Below are 21,992 nucleotides of genomic sequence, written 5' to 3' on the forward strand. Positions count from 1 at the left end.
CGATGTATCCTTTTAATTTGTCTCGGTTGCGTAGTGTTTAATGGCGTGTGCTAGTGCATGCAAACCATTGGTACGCGATGGGCTTAACTGTCCGTTTAGCCCTAAATTTTCGAAGTAAGCACTGACATCAAATTGCGCTATTTGGCTGCTAGTTTGCCCTTGTGTAGCCACCAGCAATAATCCAATAAGTCCTTTGACTATACGCGCATCACTGTCGGCTAGGTAAAAATGTTGGTCATTAATGTGTTGGTGGTATAGCCATGCCTGGCTTTCACAGCCTTTAACTTGTGCACTTTCAAGACGAAACTCATCCGCTAAGCTTGGCAGTTTTTTACCTAATAGCATAATTTGGCGGTATTTTTCTTGCCAATTACTGGCCTGTTCTATCAACTTAGCGCCGGTTAACAGGTCGTCAGACAAAGGCAAAAACAAAGTTGAAGCTGGTTTAGCTATGGTGTTAAGACTCATATTTGACCTTACAATAGAATCGATTTTACTTCAGTCAGTGCGCTAATAAAGCGATCAACATCTTGCTGATTGCTGTACACCCCGATTGAGGCTCGACAGCAACCTTTAATCTGCAAGCTTTGCATTAACGGCATAGCACAATGATGGCCGCCACGGATAGCCACGCCTTGCTGATCTAATAAAATGCCGACATCCTGATGGTGCTCATCAGCCAAATTAAACGCCACTGCGCCAATATTGTCATTGTCAGTCGTTACACCATATACGCTAATATCGCCCAATTGGCTTAACTGTTGCTGAAGATATTGAATTAAATGCAGTTCGTGTTGACGAATTTGTATTTTAGGTAAGTTAGATAGAAAGCTGATTGCTGCGCCTAAGCCGATCACTTCCGCTATTGCTGGAGTCCCCGCCTCTAATCTATTCGGTAACTCGCCATAGCTTGTTCCATTAAAACTGACCGTTTTGATCATTTCGCCGCCGGTTAGCATAGGTGTTAGCATTTCTAGCGCATTAAGCTTGCCATATAAAATGCCAACCCCAGTTGGACCATACATTTTATGGCCTGAAAACACATAGTAATCACAACCTATTGATTCTACATCAATGTCTAAATGGGCCACAGCTTGTGCGCCATCAATTAAGGTTATTGCGCCGACTTTGTTAGCCTTGGCAACCATCTGGTTGACCGGATTTAGTGTGCCAAGTGCATTAGTGACATGGGATAAAGCGACTAACTTAGGCTGTTTAGCTAATAAGTTATCGTAAGCGATAAGATCGATTCGGCCATTGCTATCTAATGGAATAGGGATAACCTTTGCACCAGTGCGCTGCGCTAAAGCTTGCCAGGGGACAATGTTGGCATGATGCGCAGCGCCATCAACTAAAATCACATCACCTTGTTGAAACTGTTCGGTAATTCCGTGGGCGACCATGTTGATTGATTCTGTCGTGCCGTGGGTAAAGATGATTTGTTGACTGGTGGCCGCATGAATAAAGCGCTGCACTTGCATGCGCACATTTTCATATTTTTGGGTGGCCCTGGCCGCTAATTGATGCGCTGCACGGTGCACGTTGGCATTATTTTGCACATAGTACTCATTCATTGCATCAAGCACACATTGCGGTTTTTGACTGGTTGCCGCGGTATCTAAATAGCAAAGCGGATTATCGCCTAGCTGCATATCTAGGATCGGAAACTGGCTGCGTATGGCTTGATGATCAAATTGGCTGTCGGTCATTCACTTAACACTCATAAAAAAGGCATCAAGATCTTCAATGATATTGATGCCTATTGCAAGGTTAACCTGACTCTAAACCTAAACCTAAACCTAAATCTACACCTAAATTATGGCTTAACACTTAGTCATAGTTTAAGGGCAAGGAAAACGGTAAAGCGCGGTTAATTCATTTAATCGACTATGTAGTTCATCAGACAATATGACTTTATGGCTGTCGATATTCTCTTTGAGTTGATGCAAGTTAGTCGCACCTATGATGTTGGAGGCGACAAACTGGCGAGAATTAACAAAAGCCAAAGCCATTTGAGCCGGACTTAAGCCAAACTCTCGGGCTAGATCAACATAAGCCTGGGTTGCCTGTAAAGCCATTGGTGTACTGTTATAGCGCGCAAAACGTTTGTGTATCGTTAACCTGGCGCCTGCTGGCCACTGGTCATTTTCATACTTACCGGTTAACGCGCCAAAGGCTAACGGAGAGTAGGGCAATAAGGGCACGTTTTCACGTAAGCTTATTTCAGACATGCCAACTTCAAAGCTGCGGTTTAGCAAGTTATACGGGTTTTGAATGCTCACAATACGGGGTAAATCGTGCTTTTCGGCTAAGCGCAGATACTGCATAAAGCCCCAAGGGGTTTCATTAGAAATGCCGATATAACGCACTTTTCCTTGTTTTACCACTTCGGCTAGGGCTTCAAGGGTTTCTAAAATGGGGGTGTAACGCTCATCTTCATCATGGGTATAAATCATTTCACCGAAGAAGTTGGTATTTCGGTCTGGCCAGTGGACTTGGTATAAATCTATGGTATCGATTTGTAAACGTGACAAGGAGTCATCAACCGCTTGGTGAATGTTACGCCAATCTAGTGCCATTTTAGGCCGAATATAATCACCTTTTAGCCCAGGTGCAGCGACTTTTGTGGCAATTACTAATTCATCACGATTACCTTGGGCCTTTAAATAGCGGCCCAGTATTCGTTCGGTTTCACCTTGTGTTTCTGCCGTTGGCGGTACGGGATACATTTCCGCAGTATCAATAAAATTGATCCCTTGGCCGATGGCATAATCTAATTGTTCGAATGCTTCAGACTGATTATTCTGCTCACCCCATGTCATGGTACCTAAACAGATATTACTTACTTCTAGGCTTGAATGCCCAAGACGTCGATATTCCATATCATCCTCCTGATGGAAACCCTATACTTTAAGCTATCAAGCTTTGGGCAGATTGCAAAGGTTATTGAATCATCAGTAAATGTATTGCTTAAAAAACCAGCGCAATCTTTAATGTTTTCATTATTTGGGATTATTTAGGGGAATGAAAAGGTTAAAAATAGACATTAACACAATGAACAATAAAGGCTAATCAAGAGTCGCTAGCCATTTTTAAGCCAGCGACTGCTTTATTAACCGTGGTATACCAAGTTAAAGATTTCTCAGCATAGCGATTTCACAGGCATCGTGGCCGGTTTCACCAAGGTGCTGACAAGTCTCAAATCCGAGCTTTTGGTATAACGCTAAGGCTTCAACTAATACCGCAGTGGTTTCTAAATAGATCTTGTTAAAGCCTTGTTCTTTAGCAAATTCAAACGCTAAATGAGATATTTTTTTGGCTAATCCTTTACCGCGTACTTGCGGTAAAAAGTACATTTTTTGCAGTTCACAAATATCACTGTATCCCGCTAATGGGGCAATGCCAGCGCCACCAATGATGTGGCCATCTAACTCGATAACCCAATACTGGCTGCGTGCAGTACTGTAAACCTGGCTTAGGGTGTCTAAGGTTTTGTCAGCAACACTGAAGCCTTTATCGGGTGTTAGCCCATATTCAGCAGACACTTGACGAATAACATCTGCAATAGCGGCATTATCATCTACGGTTAATGGACGGATAATCGGAACGGTAATAGACATAATAAGTTACTCGGCAAAAAAATCAGGGTTAATAATAGGGGCCATGGCTAAAATAATCGCCTGGGTATAAATACTGCCTCGTGTGGCCAGCCCTTGGGTCAATAAGCCAATCGCACCGCCTTTTTGTTTCACATTGTGGGTATTAAACAGTCTGTCCATTACATTGCCTAACTCTTCACCCGCTTCTAAGGCGTTAAACACTTTTTGCGGCAAGGGTAATAAAGCGCTACGACCAATGCTGAGTTTATCCTGATGAATTATCGCCATATAAGCAAACGTAGCTGCGCCATGGTCAAATTTATCCACACCGCCTTCCATTGCAATATAAAAATCCGCAGGCTGATTTGCCTCAATCGCATGTTGCTGACAATATCTAGCACGATTAATGGCACCTAATTTGGTTTCGGCGTCTGTCATTGGCTGCTCAGCCACTAATGAGGGCGCATGCATGCCTTGGCAATTAATATCAGCCTTGAGGAAATACTGGCTTATCGCATCTTTAGCGGCAGCAATTTTAACCGGATTATTTGAACCGACTAGGATAGCAATCTGTTGTTGAGTCATATGATGCTTTTTTCTTATTGTATTTTTACTGACATAACCGCCATGATAGCAGAAGTTTATATTTGATCAGAAGTTAGTGAAAAGACATATTTTTTAGTGCTTTTAACGTATCGATGTTGATACTTAAATATAGTTAATTATATAAAACAAAGTCTTATGATTTTGGTGTAAGAATTGCTTATCTATGAATAATAATGACAAAAGCTAATAAGTGATGCGTTTTAGCACTTAATAACGTGATCATAATGATGGTTTCAATTAACAAGAAGCCAATGAATAAAAAACAAGGAAGAATAAAATGGCCACAATGAAAACCAAAGTCGTCTTAGTGGGCGCAGCAGCGGCTTTGTTAGTAATGTATACCGACGTGTTTAATGTCTCTTACAGCATTGCCAGCGACTTTGATCAAAAACAGCAAGTGTTAATCCTGGACAGCACTGACATTCAAAAGCTCGTTGCAGAAACTGGTGCGGGTAAGTTAGTGATCAAAGGCGATGAGAATGCTAAAGATATTAAGTTAACCGCAGAAATTTTTGCCGATGATGATGCCGACGTAACCTTAGAGTTAGTTAAAGATGGCGACCAAGCAAGGCTAGTGGCTAAAGTTGAGCAAAGTTCAAACTGGATTAATGTCGACTCGCCTTATATCGATGTCACCTTAACGTTACCCCAGCATATGGTGATGGATATTACAGATGGTTCTGGTTCAATCGACATTCAAGGTATGAACGCTGATATTGCCTTAAAAGATGGCTCAGGAAGTATCGTTATTGATGGTGGCAAAGACATTGTTATTGAAGACGGTTCAGGTTCACTTGATGCGAAAAATGTATTGGGTAACTTAACCATTAAAGACGGCTCTGGTTCAATCAATGTTAATAATGTCGCGGGTAACCTGACCATTAAAGACGGTTCAGGTGGCATAGATGTGACAGATATTAAAGGCAATCTTGATGTTAATGATGGATCTGGTGGCATGGTGATTAAGCATGTTGCAGGATTAGTGAGCATTAATGATGGTTCAGGTGGTATCGATGTTGAATATGCTAAAGGGTTAACTATTCACACAGCAGGTTCTGGTGATGTGAAGTATCAACATATTGATGGGCCAGTAAGCTTATAGTTTTAGTGATAAGTTCGCTATCTGGTTAAGCCAGTAGCGAACATTAAACGACACATGTGCAAGCTAAGCTAATTAAAGCTCTGCTAATCAAAGCTCAGTTAGCAAAGCTAAGCCATAAGCGATAGACGACATAAGCTTGACATGGCATGATCGATATATCATTTTTTTAAATATCAAGGCCACTCATGGCAAAGAAATTTTACGTCGTTTGGCAAGGTCATACCCCTGGCATTTATACCACCTGGGACGAAGCAAAGCGTCAGGTGGACAAGTTTCCGGGGGCTAAGTACAAATCTTTCCCTAGCGAATCAGAAGCAAAAACGGCTTTTGCCCAGTCAGCCAATAAAGCAATCTTTTCGGCTAAAAACAACTCGACTAAAAACAGCTCGGCTAAATCGTCTACAACAAAAACTCAATCTGGCTCAACAGCCGAGCATCAACCCACAGCATTAAGTGAGTTTGACGTTGTGCTGTATACCGACGGCGGCTGTGACCCTAATCCAGGTAAAGCGGGCTCAGGTGTTGCTGTATATCGTAAAGGTGAACTTGCTGCTTTGTGGTATGGCTTATTTAACCCTAATGGCACTAACAATACTGCTGAATTAAATGCGCTACATGAAGCGATCAAAATGGCTGCTAGCGCGCTGGCTGACAACTTGACCGTGCGTATTTACAGTGACTCACAATATTCTATTAACTGTATTAGTAATTGGGCCTACGGCTGGAAAGCCAAAGGCTGGACCCGCAAAGGCGGCGAGATTGCCAATTTAGATCTGATCAAACAAGCCCATGCGCTTTATGATCAACTAAAAGATCGATTAGAGTTAGTTCATGTGGCTGCCCATGTTGGTATAGAAGGCAATGAACTGGCCGACAGAATGTCTATTTATGCCGTAGATCAGCAACAAAAGGATTTTGTTCAGTATCAGGAGCCAATCAACCTAACGACCATAATGGCGATGCGAGCCGGGTAATTTTAGGTACAGCTTTGAGTATCTTTACTGTGGGTTCATTAACCCGCAGTAAAGATACTCAATATTAAATTTGATCTGTGCAGACTTCACTTGTTGCGCATATAGATACAATGCTGACATTACCGCTAGGTACTATCTTTTTGGTTGTGTTGCTCACCGTCAAGTCATGAAGTGATAGCTTTTCCAATAAGACTCCCCAAGATTCGAGCGACATATTCGTAAAGGTATAATTGTCGCCAAATGGGTTGGTTTTTGTTAAGTCCAAACTATTATTACCCTCTTTAATTGTTGTAAATTTAAAATGGTATTGCCCATCGAAATCGACGAAATCCAGAGCCGCATAAGCTAAAGTGCCATCAGCATAGGTAAAGACTAATGATGGTGGCTTGACCGCTATTGAGGTGGTTATTTTGTTTGAAATGCCTGTAGACCATCTAGTGAGTTTTTCTTTGTAAAGCGCGGAGCTTGGTAGGCTATTATTGAAGTAATAAACTGAAAGTCCTTGGGGATAGCTATTGTCGATTAACTCAAAAGCCGAGGTCACCATGCTGCTAGGGATTTCGATAGCACTTTGGGTGAAAAACTTTGTAGTCTCATTATACGCTAAGGCGTAGTTGGTAAAGTCAGTTAAATCTTTTTTATCAATGCTTTGACTGGTCGTTTTGTAATGATAAACATTCTGGCAAACCGGTGATATATCTGTTGGTATATCTGACTTGTTATTTTGTTCACATTCAAAAGATTTTGTTTTAGTGACTAGATATTTCTCATACAAAATATCATTTAAGTTAATGACATGCATGACAATAGTCGCATTTAATCTTGCGTTTTGTTTAGCAAAATTAACCAGTTGAGATTGAGTTGTGCAAGTATTGCACTCAAGATATATTTCTTGTGAAGCAAGAGTTGAAGCTGAGAACGTCATTACCCCTAGAAGTGGCAATAGTTTTTTCATGTTTAACAAAGAGATCTTCCTTAATAATACAATAGTAAACATGCTTGTTTACTTGACCTTCATGGTCTTTTTTTATGTGTTTTAACGTTCATTAAACAGCTTACTGGCCGAGGTTTTGTAAGCTGTTTTGTTGTGATTGTACAATGGCTACTTAAGTTATTTGGCTTTTTCTTCGTACATCAAATAGTGGCTTTGCTCCATACCTAAAGCCTCATAGGTTTTTTGCGCCGGTTTGTTTTCTTGTTCGACATACAAGCGGAAACTTGCAGCATCGCCTTTTTCAGCGGCCATATCTTTTATCGCTTGGTACAGTTTTGCATAAATCCCCTGACGACGGTTTTCTGGTCGAATATACACGCTTTGGATCCAGTAATACTGGCAAGCGCGCCAGTCGCTCCATTCAAATGTCACCATTAATGAGCCGACAATAACGTCATCAATTTCAGCCACTAAATAAAAACCACGTTCAGGATTGGCGAGTAATCCGTTTACGCCACGGGTAAGTGTTGCATTGTCTAATTGCAGGTTTTCAGTTTCCATTGCCATCGCCTGGTTAAAATTAACCAGTGCGGTAAGGTCTGCTAATTGGCCTTTTCTTATTTTCATTTTTTCTCTCAATTTGGCGGTTGATTGCGGTCAATTTAATTTAGGGTCCATTAGCATCCTACTATAAATGACCTATTCACTTATAGTCATGGCGTTAATAACCCGTGGTGTTACCAATACAATATGTGTTTACAACATATATTGTATTTTGCAAGTTAGCTCAGCCGTTAATCGGTATTTGTAACAACCTGTGATGGGTAAAGCGATCAAACTCGAATAATCTAATTCATATCAAGGCTTATTCGCCATTAATGTAAAACAAATAAGCCATCGAATTGACAGTTGAAAAGTGGCATTTAAACTTGCACTGCTCAGTCATATCTTATTGCACCATGATATAACCCTCACATTCAAACACGCAGTGCTGATTTACCTTGAATTGAGTAAACACTTATTTACGACACTCCACTAATGGATAATTGAAATTAGCCCGCCAATCCAGTAATGTGACGCCACGAAAGATAGTAGACCTATGTCACAAATTGTATAAATAGATGGAGATGATTATGAAAGTTGCCGTACTTGGTGCTGCTGGTGGTATTGGCCAGGCCTTAGCTTTATTGTTAAAAACTCAACTGCCTGCTGGCTCAAAGTTGTCTCTATATGACATCGCTCCTGTTACTCCTGGTGTTGCGGTTGACTTAAGTCACATCCCAACAGATGTAGAAGTAAAAGGTTTTGCTGGTCAAGATCCAACGGATGCATTAGTTGATGCTGACGTCGTATTAATGTCTGCTGGTGTTGCGCGTAAGCCTGGTATGGATCGCTCAGATCTATTCAACATCAACGCAGGTATCGTGCGTAACCTAATGGAAAAAGTGGCAGTAACTTGTCCTAAAGCATTAGTTGGTATTATTACTAACCCAGTAAACACGACTGTAGCGATTGCTGCTGAAGTATTAAAAAATGCCGGTGTTTACGACAAAAACCGTTTATTCGGCATCACTACACTTGACGTTATCCGTAGCGAAACTTTTATTGCTGAACTTAAAGGCTTAAACGTTGCTGATGTTAAAGTTAACGTGATCGGCGGCCACAGCGGCGTGACTATTCTTCCACTACTTTCTCAAATTGAAGGCGTGACTTTCACTGATGAAGAAGTTGCAGCAATGACTACTCGCATTCAAAACGCAGGTACTGAAGTTGTTGAAGCTAAAGCCGGTGGCGGTAGCGCAACATTATCAATGGGCCAAGCAGCATGTCGCTTTGGTTTATCATTAGTTCGTGGTCTTCAAGGTGAAGCGAACGTAGTTGAATGTGCCTATGTTGATGGTGGCAGCGAACACGCTGAGTTCTTCGCTCAACCTATCCTTTTAGGTAAAAACGGCGTAGAAAAAGTGCTTCCTTACGGTGACGTAAGCGCATTTGAAGCTAATGCACGTGATTCAATGTTAGATACATTAAAAGCTGATATTAAACTAGGTGTTGAATTCGTTAAGTAATTTAACTCGCTAATAAAAAACGCGAAGCTATGCTTCGCGTTTTTTTATGGCTGTAATTTATATCTCTATAACCAACCCAGCATTACCATTGAATGTCATTGCCTGCCCAATCAATAAAACTAGCTTGGCCGTCTAGGGTAATATTTGACTGTATGTTGTAAAGCTGCTGCGCCACAAACTCAGGGGTAAATAATTTACCTTCGGCCACATTGTGCTGAAAAGGTTTTGATAATGGTGTGTCTGTGGTGCCAGGATGAAAAGCTATCAGCTTGACGTGCTTGAGCCGCCTAGCAAACTCGACCGCAGTGGTTTTTATCAACATGTTTAATGCCGCTTTACTGGTGCGATAGCTATACCAACCGCCAAGGCGATTGTCGCTAATACTACCGACTCTGGCGCTTAAAATACTTATCACGACTCGACTTCGCTGCTTTGATAACAGCTTTACCAAACCTTGCAGCCAAAGCATAGGCGTGATGGTATTCATTTGCATCAAGGCGAGTAAATTGACTTCATTGATATCTTCTATCTTTTTTTCAGGTTGTATCGCCCCCTGATGCAGTACCCCATTACAGATTAATATTCTGCTAACACTGCCGTTGCTTGCGGTAATTTGAGGAATGATCTGTTGATTCATCAGTTTCTCAATATCCTGCTGTAAATTACTGCATTGGTGATGTTGCCATGATGACGTTTTATTTTGAGAGATTAGATGATGTATATCGGCACTGTGTAGATAGTCATCTCGGCTAATGGTGATCAAATTAATCGGCTGCGGGTGATTATCGGCTTGGTTTTGTTTAAGGCATTGAGTAGCAAAGGCATGGCCAATAGCCGAATTTGCACCAATAATAATCACAAATTCAGCAGTGCTATTAGCAACAGTGCTATCAGTAGCAGTATTCTCAGCAACAGTATTAGAGGAGTTGTTTGGGTTAGCGTTATTCTGCACTGATCATATCCACCGTTAAATTGAAGGTTTTCTAAGGCCTTTGAGGTTAATTATCAGCACTGATTGCTGTAAATCTGATGACTTCAAATCTGATTACTTCAAATTGTTCTTAGGTAAGCCACATTGACCATTATTACACCGCTGCTTACCGGTAAGCAGGTACGAGATTTTGTAGCGATTTTTAGCAAAAAATAGATAAGCTTTGTCCGCGACCGGTTTAATAAAAGGTTTTCTAAGCCACTGAACCCAAAAGTGCTTACCGGTAATTCCCCATGCCTTTGCCGTAACATCTAGCCCTAACAGCAGTTGTCCTTCTTTAGTTAAGCCGTGCAGTATAATGTTAGCTTTTTCGATATCAATTTGTGGAAAACGCTCATGTAAATCAACACTGTATAAGTCCTCTAAATGAATCTCGTCGTGCTTATCATGTCGTTTAAGTTGACGCATTTCATTGGCACACAGTGGACATGTGCTGTCGTAAAATATGGTCAATTCCATAGTGTTTTCCTTATGTCATTACAATCAATCGAACCTTGGTATCAAGGTTAATCATTGCCATTATCTTGTAGAATGGCTGTCTAGAAACGATGTTAACGTTACAGTAGCGCGTAGATGAAGAATTATACGATTAAATAAGCTAATTAGATCCTCATTGTTTTTAAATTGACTTAATGTCCCACTTAGTTAAATGTTAACATTAATTAATATTATGTTTTGAAGGATCAAGCACAATGAATGTTCGTCAGATGTTCTGTTCGTTCTCCTCCACCTCGATCATGCTGATTAGCTTGATGGTTGCTCCGCCTAGCATTGCTAGTGATAGTAATGAGATTACAGTTGATGCTAATGCTCAACCCTTTGCCCGCCCCGTTAAAGTCATACAGCTTGATATTGGCAAAGGCTTTCGTGAGCGGTTATTACCCGGTGAGGTCCGCGCGGCAGATAAAGCCTCTTTGTCGTTTAGGGTGGCAGGACAAATAGCTGATATTTATGTGCGCCCGGGCGATCATGTTAAAGCGGGTGACTTACTGGCCAAGCTAGACAGTGATTTATACCAACAACAGTACGAAGTGGCTAAAGCGCAATATGAACTGGCCAAAGTACTATTTGAACGTTCCAGCAGTTTAGTGGAACAAGGTGTGGTGTCCCGTAACGATTTTGACCAATCTAAAAGTGATTTCACCATTGCCAGAGCCGCACTGGATAAAGCCGAAACTGATCTGGCTTATACTCAACTAAAAGCGCCCTATGATGGCATGATTTCAAAGCGTGATCGCAAACAGTTTGAGTTTGTGCAAGCACAAGAATCGATTATGGGCATTCGCACTGAATCATTTATCGACATTAGTTTTCAATTGCCCGAGCAGTTTATTGGCGCAATTCAAGCTAATCGAGTCAATGAAGGGCCTGTAGAAAATATCGATGTTAAATTTGACAGCCGTGATGCCTGGTATAAAGCCAGACTGAAAGAGCTCAGTACCGTAGCGGATACTAGTACTGGCAGTTATACCATTATTCTCACCTTGAAAATGCCAACCGAATTAAATGTATTACCCGGAATGGCTGCATCAGTCAGGGTTAAGCTGCCTTACCGAGGTGCTAGCAGTAATCCTGTTATTGCCGCGGGCGCGAGAGTTGAAGAAAATGGTCAAACCTATGTTTTTCGTTGGTTACCTGAACAACTAAAAGTCGAAAAAGTAGCGGTGACATTAAATGATAATCAACTTGAATCAGGATTAGAGGACGGTGACTGGTTAGTGGTCGCGGGCGCTAGTGAGTTAACCGACGGTGAAAGTACGGTTCGCTGGGTCAAGGAAAGAGGGCTGTAATATGAAGATTAACAACACCACTAATATTGTCATCAGCGCTTTGGTCTCATTGGTCTTTATGGCCGGTTGTAGCAAACCGCTAGAGATGGCACATAAACCTACCCTAGTAGATGTGTACACTTTACCCAGTATTGAAAATCAGGTGATGCGAGAATTTAACGGCGTGTCACGGGCGCAAGACCTGACTAAATTATCATTTCGAGTTGAAGGGCGCATAGCAAGATTACCGGTTTCCAAAGGCCAGACGATTAAGCAAGGTGATTTACTTGCCGTGCTTGAAAAGCGTGACTATGAAATTGTGCTCAATGATCGCCAGGCTCGTATGGAGGTGACCTTTAAACAAGCCCAGCGTGGTAAGCAGTTAGTCAATAAAAAACTGATGGCACAATCAGAATATGACCAAATGAACGCGCAATATTTAGTCGCAAAAGCACAGGCAAAACAGGCTGAACTTAGCCTGCAATATACTGAATTACGCGCGCCTTTTGATGGCATGGTCAGCGATGTTTTTTTACAGTCATTTGAAAACATTCAACCGGGTATATCGGTATTAAGTGTACAAAAAACCGAGCAAATTGAAGTCGATGTGCAAATCCCCGATATGTTGATAGCCGTCTCTCGACGGGCAACAGATGAAAGTGCCTTCGAAGTCAGTTTTGAAGCATTTGAAGGGGTGGTATTTCAAGGTCGATTACTTGAAATTAATACTGAAAAAGATCCTACTACATCAACCTATATTGCCACTATTGCAGTAGATTTAGACGATCAATATAAAGTGTTGGAAGGAATGCCAGCCAAAGTTAAAGTCAATTTAAGTAATATGACTTATACCTACAGCCGCCAATTTTTATTACCCATAAAAGCGGTTGTAATGAAAGATGGCGACCAACTCGCTCATCAGGAAAGTGGTGTGTGGGTTTATCAGGCCAACACTAAAACCGTGCAGTATCAGCCAGTCAAACTGGGGGTTATTGTGGGTGACAACATTGAAGTGGTCAGTGGACTTAAAGATGGTCAAACTATTATTACCACAGGGGCTTCTCGTATGATTGAAGGCCAACAAGTTCAATTAATTCAAGGGTAATAACTAGATGAATATTGCAGGATATTTCGTAAAAAATACCGTGATCAGTTGGATGTTTATACTTATTTTACTTATCGGTGGATTAATGGCCTTCACTGGATTAGGCCAGCTAGAAGATCCGCCATTTACCATTAAAGATGCCGTGGTAGTCACCTTATATCCAGGTGCGACCTCAACTGAAGTCGAAGAAGAAGTCACTTATTTGGTCGAAAAAGCCATTCAAGAACTGCCTTATATTGATAAAATTCGCTCTCTCAGTACCTCTGGTATGTCACAAATCACCGTCACCATGAGAAACAATTATGGCCCAGATGAATTGCCCCAAATTTGGGATGAGCTGCGTCGTAAAGTGAATGATATGGCATCAAGTTTACCGCCTGGGGCGCATGCTCCTATGGTTAACGATGACTTTGGTGATGTATACGGCATCATGCTGATGGTCAGCGGTGCTGATTACAGTTATCGAGATTTATTAGACTATGTTGATTATGTTAAGCGTGAATTAGAGCTCATACCCGGCGTGGGTAAGGTGTCGCTTGCGGGCAAACAGCAAGAGCAAGTTTTTGTTGAAATGTCGCTGAACAAAGCGGCCAGTTCTAATATTGACCCACAACTTATTTCAAATCTACTTAACTCACAAAATATGGTGTCTGATGCCGGTAACATTCGTGTTTCGGGTGATAACCTTAAAATCAGAACCAGTGGCGGCTTTAGTTCCGTAGAAGAGCTAGAAGAGCTGATTATTCCCGGTACTCAAGGTAATAAACTGATTTACCTTAAAGATGTGGCGACCGTCAGCCGTGGCTTTCAAAATATTCCCACAAACCTATTAAGCTTTAACCAAAATAGTGCCATCAACATTGGTATTTCATTTTCATCTGGGGTCAATGTTGTAGAAGTGGGTAAGCTAGTCGATGCTAAATTAGCCTCAATTGAAAGCGCCAGACCCGCAGGCATGCACATTGAAACCATGTATAACCAGCCTAACGAGGTGGATGTTTCGGTTAGCAGCTTTGTGTGGAACCTGATTGCCGCAGTCGTCATTGTTATTGGTGTGCTACTGGTCTTTATGGGGGTTAAAAGCGGTATTTTAATTGGTCTGATTCTCTTTTTAACCTGTCTTGGCACCTTTATGCTGATGCTGCAGGCGGAAATTGAATTGCAGCGTATTTCACTTGGCGCATTGATCATTGCCTTAGGCATGCTGGTGGACAACGCCATTGTGGTGGTCGAAGGTATTTTAATTGGTCGCCAACGAGGCCAAACTACACTCGAAGCTGGTCAAGCCATTGTTAAGCAAACCATGTGGCCATTATTAGGCGCTACCGTTATCGCGATTATCGCGTTTGCGCCAATTGGCTTATCCCCTGATGCTACCGGTGAATTTGCTGGATCATTATTCTGGGTACTGCTGTTTTCACTGTTTTTATCCTGGATTACCGCCATTACGATCACACCATTTTTTGCACAGATATTTTTTGGCAAAGAGGGTGAAAAAGTGCCTGAAGGTGAGTTAGCCGATCCCTATGGCGGCGCATTTTTTGTGTTTTACAAAAAAATACTCAATATTTGTATGCGCTTTCGCTGGTTCAGCACCTTTGCGGTACTGGTGATGTTCGTGATTTCTATTGCAGGCTTTGCCTATGTTAAGCAATCCTTCTTCCCGCCTTCAACAACGCCGATATTTTTAGTCGACGTGTGGATGCCTGAAGGCGCAGATATTCGCGAAACCGAAGTAGTTATTAAACAAATGGAAGCCAAAGTCGCCGTTATTGAAAATGTTGAGTATGTGGCTTCAACCATAGGTAAAGGTTTTCCGCGTTTCTTATTAACCTATTCGCCGGAAAAAAACTTTGCCTCATACGGTCAAATAGCGGTTCGTGCCAGTAGTTTTGATACTTTACAACCGGTAATGGTTGAGTTTAGACGTCAAGCAGAGCAATTTTTCCCACAAACCCAGCTTAAGTTCAAACGCTTAGAAATCGGCCCTTCGACAGATGCCAAAATTGAAGCCAGATTAAGCGGCCCAGACCCAGATGTACTGCGTCAACTTGCGGCACAGGTTATGACCATTTTTAACGACACCCCAGGTACGGTCAACGTGCGCCATGACTGGCGTGACCGGGTTAAATACATTGAACCGCGCTTTAATGAAACCCAGGCCCGCCGTTTAGGTATTGTTAAAAGTGAAGTGGATAGATCGATTAAGTTCGCCTTTACTGGGGTAGATATAGGGGTTTACCGTGAAGGCACCACCTTATTACCGATTATTGGTCGTTTACCTAATGATGAACGTGTCGATATTGAGTCAATGGAAAGTATCCGTATTTGGAGTCCGGTGATTAATGGTTTTGTGCCACTTCAGCAGGTTGTAGATGGCTTTGACGTTAAATTTGAAGACCCGATTATTCAACGTCGCGACCGTAAACGAACTTTAACCGTGTTTGCCGATGCTGATTTTGAATACGATATTTTGCCAGCGGCACTGTTTAATCAAGTTAGGCCTAAAATTGAAGCGCTGGATTTACCAGTAGGCTATGAATTGCAATGGGGCGGCGAGTTTGAATCATCCAGTGATGCGCAAGCGTCACTGTTTTCAACCTTGCCTATTGGATTCTTGTTGATGTTTTTAATCACGGTTTTCCTATTTAATTCAGTGCGTAAGCCACTGGTTATTTGGTGTTGCGTCCCCTTAGCGATTATAGGTATCACTTCAGGGTTATTGATTTTAGATAAACCCTTTAGCTTTATGGCGCTACTGGGTATGTTGAGTTTATCGGGTATGTTACTGAAAAACGGCATTGTGTTGCTTGATCAAATCAACACCGAAATTAATGACGGCAAAGAGATATTTCAAGCAGTATTTGAGTCGACGGTTAGCCGTGTGCGTCCTGTGTGTATGGCAGCGGTAACAACTATTCTTGGGGTATTGCCGTTAATCACAGATGCGTTTTTTGAATCATTAGCTGCGGTAGTCATGTTTGGGTTAGGTGTTGCCACCATCTTAACGTTAATTATTGTACCTGTGTTTTACATCATATTCTTTAATGTGAAATACCGTGATTACAAGACCTTCTAGTCAATATTGTTAACCGCTAAAGCCCTGCTTATCGAGTAGGGCTTTTTTATTGCCGCTATGTGAACCGTTCAACAAAACATGCCGTATAAAGTTGCATCTGTATTTAATGTGAGCCATAACGATGTCTTCAAAAATAGGCGCTTATAGCCAAGCTGTTATTAATGTCACCAACCTTCGTTTACGCACTTTTATCGGCTTTAACCAGGATGAAAGAGAGAAGCAGCAAGATGTGGTAATCAATATTGAAATACATTACCCAGCAGACAAGTCATTTCAAACCGACAATGTGGCAGATGCGCTCAACTACAAAATTATCACTAAAAAAGTGATTCAGCATGTAGAGGAAGGACGATTCTTACTCCTTGAAAAGCTGGTTGCCGATGTCGTTGACATATGTAGCGAACATCCATCAGTGACTTTAGCTAAAGTGACCATCGACAAGCCCCATGCATTACGCTTTGCCGATTCTGTGTCGCTATCTTTAGAACACCGCCGTTAACCTTATTTAAGAGGCCAATTTTATGTCAGCAAATAGCATTATGTCAGTAAACAACGGCAATATTTCAGACGCCGCAAAAAAAGTGCAGTCAGCATTAGTTGCGCACGGATTAGAAACGCCATTATTACCTACAGAGCTCACCGCACAACAAAAGTATGAGCGCATTAAAGGTTTAATGACCGAAGTTGTGGCGACGCTGGGGTTAGACTTAACCGACGACAGTTTAGCTGAAACACCGCACCGTATTGCCAAAATGTACGTTAATGAGATTTTCTCTGGATTAGACTACGCCAACTTCCCAAAAATCAGCCAAATTGAAAATAAAATGGGCGTGGAAGAGATGGTTAAAGTCAGCGATATCAGTGTGGTGAGCACCTGTGAGCATCACTTTATTACCATAGATGGTATCGCTACAGTGGCTTATATCCCTAAGGGCAATATTATTGGTTTATCAAAAATAAATCGCATTGTGCGATTTTTTGCCCAGCGCCCTCAAGTGCAAGAGCGCTTAACACAGCAGGTATTAGTGGCACTGCAAACATTACTGGAAACCGAAGATGTTGCGGTAACTATCAAAGCAACCCATTATTGTGTTAAGTCTCGCGGTATAATGGACACCACATCAAGCACGCAAACCACCGCCTTAGGTGGCAGCTTTAAGGCTAACGCCTCTACTCGCGCTGAGTTTTTAGCCGCTTAATCAAGTCTAGCCAGTCTGTATCGTTCATTATGAAGTTAAATTAAGGCATTGTTAACTGACAATGCCTTTGCTACTGGGTAGAATAAGCGCAAATGGTTCTTTAATAGAGTTTTTGCATGCACGTACATATTCTTGGCATTTGTGGCACCTTTATGGGTGGTTTAGCGTTATTAGCACGTGCAATGGGCCATAAGGTCACTGGCAGCGATGCTAATGTTTATCCACCGATGAGCACGCAACTTGAACAGCAGGGCATAGAGCTGATTCAAGGTTTTGACCCAAGCCAATTGGGCGAAGAAGGCATTAGTCAGCCCGATATTGTGGTGATTGGTAATGCCATGAGCCGAGGCAATCCGTGCGTTGAAGCGGTATTAAACCGCGGGATAAAATATACCTCTGGACCACAATTCTTGTCTGAACATATTTTGCCTAATCGTTGGGTATTGGCTGTGTCTGGCACCCACGGAAAAACGTCAACTGCCAGCATGTTGGCGTGGGTATTAGAGTATTGCGGCTACCAACCGGGCTTTTTAATTGGTGGCGTACCGCAAAATTTTGGTGTGTCAGCACGATTAGGCGACTCGGCTTTTTTTGTGGTTGAAGCAGACGAATACGACAGTGCTTTTTTCGATAAACGCTCTAAGTTTGTCCATTACAAACCCCGGACATTGGTGATCAATAATTTAGAATTTGATCATGCTGACATTTTCGCTGACTTAGCCGCTATTCAACGCCAATTTAATCATGTTATTCGCACCGTACCGGGTGAAGGTAAAGTGATTTGGCCTAAGGATGTGATTGCGGTTCAACAGGTTATGGACATGGGCTGCTGGAGCGAGCAAGAAACCTTTAGTGCAACTGACAGCGATGGTTGGCAAGGTCGGTGTATTGCCGCCGACGGCCACGAGTTTGAAGTGATGTTTAAAGGTGAGTCCCAGGGCGTTTTAAATTGGGGCTTAATCGGTCTGCACAATATTGAAAATGCGATAATGGCCATTGCCGCAGCGCGACACGTGGGCGTTACTCCCAAGCATGCTATTGACGCTTTAGCGCAATTTAGCCCACCAAAGCGTCGAATGGAATTATTAGCAGCACCCAATAATATTGCGGTTTATGATGATTTTGCCCATCACCCAACAGCGATTGAAACCACCCTAAAAGGACTTCGCGCCAAAGTGGGCACAGGTGATAACGCCAGTGGCAAAATTATTGTGGTGCTTGAGCCTCGATCTAACACCATGAAAAGTGGCGTGCATAAAGATACTCTCGCCAATTCGATGGCGCTGGCCGATGAAGCATGGCTGTATCAAGCCAGTAATGTCGGTTGGGACATTGCCGATAATATGCGTTCAGCTGCTATTCCAGTAACCGTCAGCGATGATATTAGTCAAATTGTGGCACAAGTTAGTCAAGCGGCTAATCCAGGTGACACAGTAGTGATAATGAGCAACGGTGGTTTTAATGGTATTCACCAACAAATCATTAATGCGCTGCTGAAGAAATAGTCAGTTATTTAATTAATCATGCTGCTCGCTTCATAAAGGATTAAAGATGGCTTACGCCAAAAAAGATAAATCAATTAGCCTTGCGTGGACCGGGGCCTCGGGTGCACCTTATGGCATCAAATTACTGCAATGTTTATTGGTTGCCGATTATCAGGTTTTTTTAATGATATCGAGCGCCGCCAGAGTGGTACTTGCCACCGAACACGGCTTGCAATTAAGTGCTAATCCCGACAAAGCCCGCGAGCAATTACTCAGCTATTTTGCTCAGCTGCAAGCGCCTTTAGCCGGTGAGTTAATTGTACTTGGCAAAGAAGAATGGTTTTCGCCGCCAGCATCCGGCAGTGCTGCACCTAAGCAAATGGTGATTTGCCCTTGTTCAACAGGCACATTAGCCGCAGTTGCTAGTGGCATGAGTAATAATTTATTAGAACGTGCAGCCGACGTGGTGATTAAAGAGCGCGGCCAGTTAATACTGGTGCCAAGAGAAACGCCCTTTAGTGCCATACACTTAGAGCATATGCTAAGCCTCACTCGCAATGGTGCCACCATAATGCCAGCCGCCCCGGGTTTTTATCATAATCCCAAATCGGTGGAAGATCTGGTAGACTTCATGGTTTCCCGAATTCTAGATCATTTGGGTATTGCACACGAACTGACAAATCGCTGGGGTTATGGCGTCGACGCCCCCCAAGATATTGATAATTGAGAACTGTATGAAACACACCATAGAACCTATGATTTCAACCGAAGAAATCAATAAAACTTTAGATCAACTTGCCGAGCGTATTAACGCCCACTATGCCAACAGCGAACGTTTACTCATGGTTGGCTTATTGAAAGGCTCAGTGGTTTTTATGGCAGACCTATGTCGCCGTATTAAAGGTCATGTTGAAATCGACTTTATGTCGGTATCAAGTTATGGCAACTCAACCACCAGTTCTCGCGATGTCAAAATATTAAAAGATGTTCAATCAGATATTGCTGGCCGTGACGTATTGATTGTTGAAGACTTAATTGACTCGGGTAACACCTTAAACAAGGTGCGTGAAATTTTATTGCTGCGTAATCCAAAAAGTCTGGCCTTATGCACCTTATTAGATAAGCCAGAACGCCGTGAAGTGGATGTGCCCGTTGATTTTATTGGCATGACAATTCCCGACGAGTTTATTGTGGGCTACGGCATTGATTATGCCGAGCAATATCGAAATCTGCCTTACATCGCTAAAGTCGTGCCTTTATAACGACAGCAGTATTACAAATTACTCCCACAATTGTGGGAGTTTTTTTCGATAAAATAAGGAATTTAGCATGACAGAACACACCGATGCCCTGGTGATAGAAAACCTACAAAAAACCTATAAAGGGGGAGTTGAAGCCGTTAAGTCACTCAGTTTAACGGTTAAACAAGGTGACTTTTTTGCATTGCTAGGCCCTAACGGAGCAGGTAAGTCGACCACTATTGGCATTATTAGCTCGTTAGTGCAAAAAACCGCAGGCAGCGTCAAAGTGTTTGGCTTTGACATTGACCAACAACTTGAACGCGCCAAATTGTGTATTGGCTTAGTGCCTCAGGAATTTAACTTTAATCAGTTTGAAACCGTACTGCAAATCGTAGTTAACCAGGCGGGTTACTACGGCGTGACACGCAACATTGCGTTGGTTCGTGCTGAAAAATACCTGTCACAGCTGGATTTATGGCATAAGCGTAATGCGCAGGCCCGTGAACTGTCCGGTGGCATGAAACGTCGCCTAATGATTGCTCGCGCATTAATGCATGAACCTAAACTGCTTATTTTAGATGAGCCCACAGCCGGAGTAGATATTGAACTGCGCCGTTCAATGTGGGATTTTTTAAAGCAGATTAATGTCCAGGGCGTAACCATTATTCTTACCACCCATTATCTTGAAGAAGCTGAAATGCTGTGCCGTAATATTGGCATTATCGACACTGGGCGTTTAGTAGAATGCACTAGCATGAAGTCGTTGCTTAGTAAGTTAAATGTTGAAACCTTTATCTTAGATTTGACTCAAAATCTCAGCGCCGCACCTGAGCTGGAAAACATGTCATGTCGCTTGATAGACCCACACACACTAGAAGTTGATGTGGCTAAAAGCCAAAGTATGAATAGCCTATTTACCCAGCTAACCACTGCCAACATAGAAGTGCTATCGATGCGCAATAAAGCTAACCGCCTAGAAGAGCTATTTGTCGAGCTCGTTGAAAAAGCCAAGGGGGCGAAATAATGAACGCACTGTATTTAGTCGCCTTTAGAAGTATTTTAAAGAAAGAAATTAATCGCTTCACCCGTATCTGGGTGCAAACCTTAGTGCCGCCAGCTATCACTATGACCTTATACTTTCTCATTTTTGGTAACTTAGTCGGCAGCCGTATTGGTGAAATGGGCGGCGTAAGCTACATGGAATTTATCGCCCCAGGGTTAATTATGATGTCAGTTATTACTAACTCATATTCTAATGTGGCCTCATCATTTTATAGTGCTAAGTTTCAAGGCAATATAGAAGAAATCATGGTGGCGCCCGTGCCGCATTATGTGATGATAGCCGGCTATGTCGGCGGCGGCGTTGCCCGTGGCTTATGTGTCGGCCTTATTGTGACTGTAGTGGCTATGCTGTTTGTTAATATCAGCTTACACCACGTTGGCTTGGTAATATTAACGGTGTTTTTAACCTCAGTGCTATTTTCACTCGGCGGGTTAATTAATGCGGTATTTGCCAAAAGTTTTGACGATATCAGCATCATTCCCACGTTTGTATTAACCCCATTAACTTACCTTGGCGGAGTATTTTACTCGTTATCATTATTGCCAGAGTTTTGGCAAGGTGTGTCAGGGTTAAACCCTGTGGTGTATATGATCAACGTATTCCGCTATGGCTTTTTAGGCTTTGCCGATATCAGCGTGCCGTTATCGGTGGCTATCATGGTCGGTTTTTGTGTCGCCTTATGGACCTTGGCTTACTACCTTATATCGCGCGGTATTGGTTTGCGTAGCTAGAAGCTAATAGCTTATAAGCATAAACGTAATTTTAAAGGGCTCACAA

Annotated in this window: 22 protein-coding genes; 13 read left to right on the plus strand and 9 right to left on the minus strand. The window is 42.3% G+C overall.

The window, feature by feature from the left end:
• Positions 1-12: 12 nt before the first annotated feature.
• From ACRWQL_RS13735 to yjjX, 5 genes are all read right to left on the minus strand, one after another.
• A complete protein-coding gene (locus ACRWQL_RS13735; protein ID WP_434950548.1) occupies positions 13-468 on the minus strand; it encodes a SufE family protein in 456 nt (151 codons plus the stop codon).
• A gap of 8 nt (positions 469-476) precedes the next feature.
• Positions 477-1,709 (minus strand): aminotransferase class V-fold PLP-dependent enzyme, encoded by a 1,233-nt coding sequence (locus ACRWQL_RS13740; RefSeq protein WP_434950550.1) that lies wholly within the window; start codon positions 1,707-1,709, stop codon positions 477-479.
• 132 nt (positions 1,710-1,841) lie between these two features.
• On the minus strand, positions 1,842-2,882 hold the full coding sequence (locus tag ACRWQL_RS13745; protein ID WP_434927081.1) for an NADP(H)-dependent aldo-keto reductase: 1,041 nt from the start codon (positions 2,880-2,882) through the stop codon (positions 1,842-1,844).
• 249 nt (positions 2,883-3,131) lie between these two features.
• Positions 3,132-3,620 carry a GNAT family N-acetyltransferase gene (locus ACRWQL_RS13750; protein WP_434950552.1) on the minus strand — a complete coding sequence of 163 codons (489 nt, stop codon included), beginning with the start codon at positions 3,618-3,620 and terminating at the stop codon, positions 3,132-3,134.
• A 6-nt stretch (positions 3,621-3,626) separates the two neighbouring features.
• Complete coding sequence (gene yjjX / locus ACRWQL_RS13755) at positions 3,627-4,184, minus strand: inosine/xanthosine triphosphatase (RefSeq protein WP_434950554.1); 558 nt, start codon at positions 4,182-4,184, stop codon at positions 3,627-3,629.
• A 298-nt stretch (positions 4,185-4,482) separates the two neighbouring features.
• On the opposite strand from yjjX, the gene ACRWQL_RS13760 reads away from it, so the two are divergent.
• Together ACRWQL_RS13760 and ACRWQL_RS13765 are read left to right on the plus strand one after the other, a co-directional pair.
• On the plus strand, positions 4,483-5,307 hold the full coding sequence (locus ACRWQL_RS13760) for a hypothetical protein (RefSeq protein WP_434950556.1): 825 nt from the start codon (positions 4,483-4,485) through the stop codon (positions 5,305-5,307).
• A 185-nt stretch (positions 5,308-5,492) separates the two neighbouring features.
• Positions 5,493-6,281: a ribonuclease H1 domain-containing protein gene (locus ACRWQL_RS13765; protein ID WP_434950558.1), complete on the plus strand. Its 789-nt coding sequence runs from the start codon at positions 5,493-5,495 to the stop codon at positions 6,279-6,281.
• A 64-nt stretch (positions 6,282-6,345) separates the two neighbouring features.
• Here the strand turns inward: ACRWQL_RS13765 and ACRWQL_RS13770 are convergent, their stop codons facing one another.
• Positions 6,346-7,245, minus strand: coding sequence for a hypothetical protein (locus tag ACRWQL_RS13770; RefSeq protein ID WP_434950560.1), 900 nt, complete (start codon positions 7,243-7,245; stop codon positions 6,346-6,348).
• Positions 7,246-7,392: 147 nt separating this feature from the next.
• The gene (locus ACRWQL_RS13775) at positions 7,393-7,842 is read right to left on the minus strand and encodes a GNAT family N-acetyltransferase (RefSeq protein ID WP_226413503.1); all 450 of its coding nucleotides are present in this window, start codon (positions 7,840-7,842) and stop codon (positions 7,393-7,395) included.
• Between the two features lie 506 nt (positions 7,843-8,348).
• Here ACRWQL_RS13775 and mdh point away from each other — a divergent pair.
• The gene (mdh, locus tag ACRWQL_RS13780) at positions 8,349-9,284 is read left to right on the plus strand and encodes a malate dehydrogenase (protein ID WP_434927075.1); all 936 of its coding nucleotides are present in this window, start codon (positions 8,349-8,351) and stop codon (positions 9,282-9,284) included.
• Positions 9,285-9,366: 82 nt separating this feature from the next.
• On the opposite strand, the gene ACRWQL_RS13785 is transcribed toward mdh, so the two are convergent.
• Positions 9,367-10,236: an SDR family NAD(P)-dependent oxidoreductase gene (locus tag ACRWQL_RS13785; protein ID WP_434950561.1), complete on the minus strand. Its 870-nt coding sequence runs from the start codon at positions 10,234-10,236 to the stop codon at positions 9,367-9,369.
• Positions 10,237-10,329: 93 nt separating this feature from the next.
• Positions 10,330-10,734 carry a thiol-disulfide oxidoreductase DCC family protein gene (locus ACRWQL_RS13790; RefSeq protein WP_434950563.1) on the minus strand — a complete coding sequence of 135 codons (405 nt, stop codon included), beginning with the start codon at positions 10,732-10,734 and terminating at the stop codon, positions 10,330-10,332.
• Positions 10,735-10,967: 233 nt separating this feature from the next.
• On the opposite strand from ACRWQL_RS13790, the gene ACRWQL_RS13795 reads away from it, so the two are divergent.
• From ACRWQL_RS13795 to ACRWQL_RS13840, 10 genes are all read left to right on the plus strand, one after another.
• Positions 10,968-12,065 (plus strand): efflux RND transporter periplasmic adaptor subunit, encoded by a 1,098-nt coding sequence (locus ACRWQL_RS13795; RefSeq protein WP_434950564.1) that lies wholly within the window; start codon positions 10,968-10,970, stop codon positions 12,063-12,065.
• 1 nt (position 12,066) lies between these two features.
• On the plus strand, positions 12,067-13,149 hold the full coding sequence (locus ACRWQL_RS13800; RefSeq protein ID WP_434950565.1) for an efflux RND transporter periplasmic adaptor subunit: 1,083 nt from the start codon (positions 12,067-12,069) through the stop codon (positions 13,147-13,149).
• Positions 13,150-13,156: 7 nt separating this feature from the next.
• Complete coding sequence (locus tag ACRWQL_RS13805) at positions 13,157-16,228, plus strand: efflux RND transporter permease subunit (RefSeq protein ID WP_434950567.1); 3,072 nt, start codon at positions 13,157-13,159, stop codon at positions 16,226-16,228.
• A 121-nt stretch (positions 16,229-16,349) separates the two neighbouring features.
• Complete coding sequence (gene folX / locus ACRWQL_RS13810) at positions 16,350-16,727, plus strand: dihydroneopterin triphosphate 2'-epimerase (protein ID WP_226413517.1); 378 nt, start codon at positions 16,350-16,352, stop codon at positions 16,725-16,727.
• A gap of 40 nt (positions 16,728-16,767) precedes the next feature.
• On the plus strand, positions 16,768-17,427 hold the full coding sequence (gene folE, locus ACRWQL_RS13815; RefSeq protein ID WP_434953386.1) for a GTP cyclohydrolase I FolE: 660 nt from the start codon (positions 16,768-16,770) through the stop codon (positions 17,425-17,427).
• 116 nt (positions 17,428-17,543) lie between these two features.
• Positions 17,544-18,932, plus strand: a complete 1,389-nt coding sequence (gene mpl / locus ACRWQL_RS13820) for a UDP-N-acetylmuramate:L-alanyl-gamma-D-glutamyl-meso-diaminopimelate ligase (RefSeq protein ID WP_434950569.1) — start codon at positions 17,544-17,546, stop codon at positions 18,930-18,932.
• Between the two features lie 46 nt (positions 18,933-18,978).
• Positions 18,979-19,638, plus strand: a complete 660-nt coding sequence (locus ACRWQL_RS13825; RefSeq protein WP_434950571.1) for a flavin prenyltransferase UbiX — start codon at positions 18,979-18,981, stop codon at positions 19,636-19,638.
• Positions 19,639-19,645: 7 nt separating this feature from the next.
• A complete protein-coding gene (gene hpt / locus ACRWQL_RS13830; RefSeq protein ID WP_434927069.1) occupies positions 19,646-20,173 on the plus strand; it encodes a hypoxanthine phosphoribosyltransferase in 528 nt (175 codons plus the stop codon).
• Between the two features lie 67 nt (positions 20,174-20,240).
• Positions 20,241-21,176, plus strand: coding sequence for an ABC transporter ATP-binding protein (locus ACRWQL_RS13835; protein WP_434950573.1), 936 nt, complete (start codon positions 20,241-20,243; stop codon positions 21,174-21,176).
• Positions 21,176-21,946, plus strand: coding sequence for an ABC transporter permease (locus tag ACRWQL_RS13840; RefSeq protein ID WP_226413527.1), 771 nt, complete (start codon positions 21,176-21,178; stop codon positions 21,944-21,946). Before ACRWQL_RS13835 ends, ACRWQL_RS13840 begins: the two co-directional genes overlap by 1 nt.
• The last annotated feature ends 46 nt before the right edge of the window (positions 21,947-21,992 follow it).

Source organism: Shewanella sp. HL-SH4 (genome assembly GCF_051164845.1).
Classification (GTDB): Bacteria; Pseudomonadota; Gammaproteobacteria; order Enterobacterales; family Shewanellaceae; genus Shewanella; species Shewanella glacialimarina.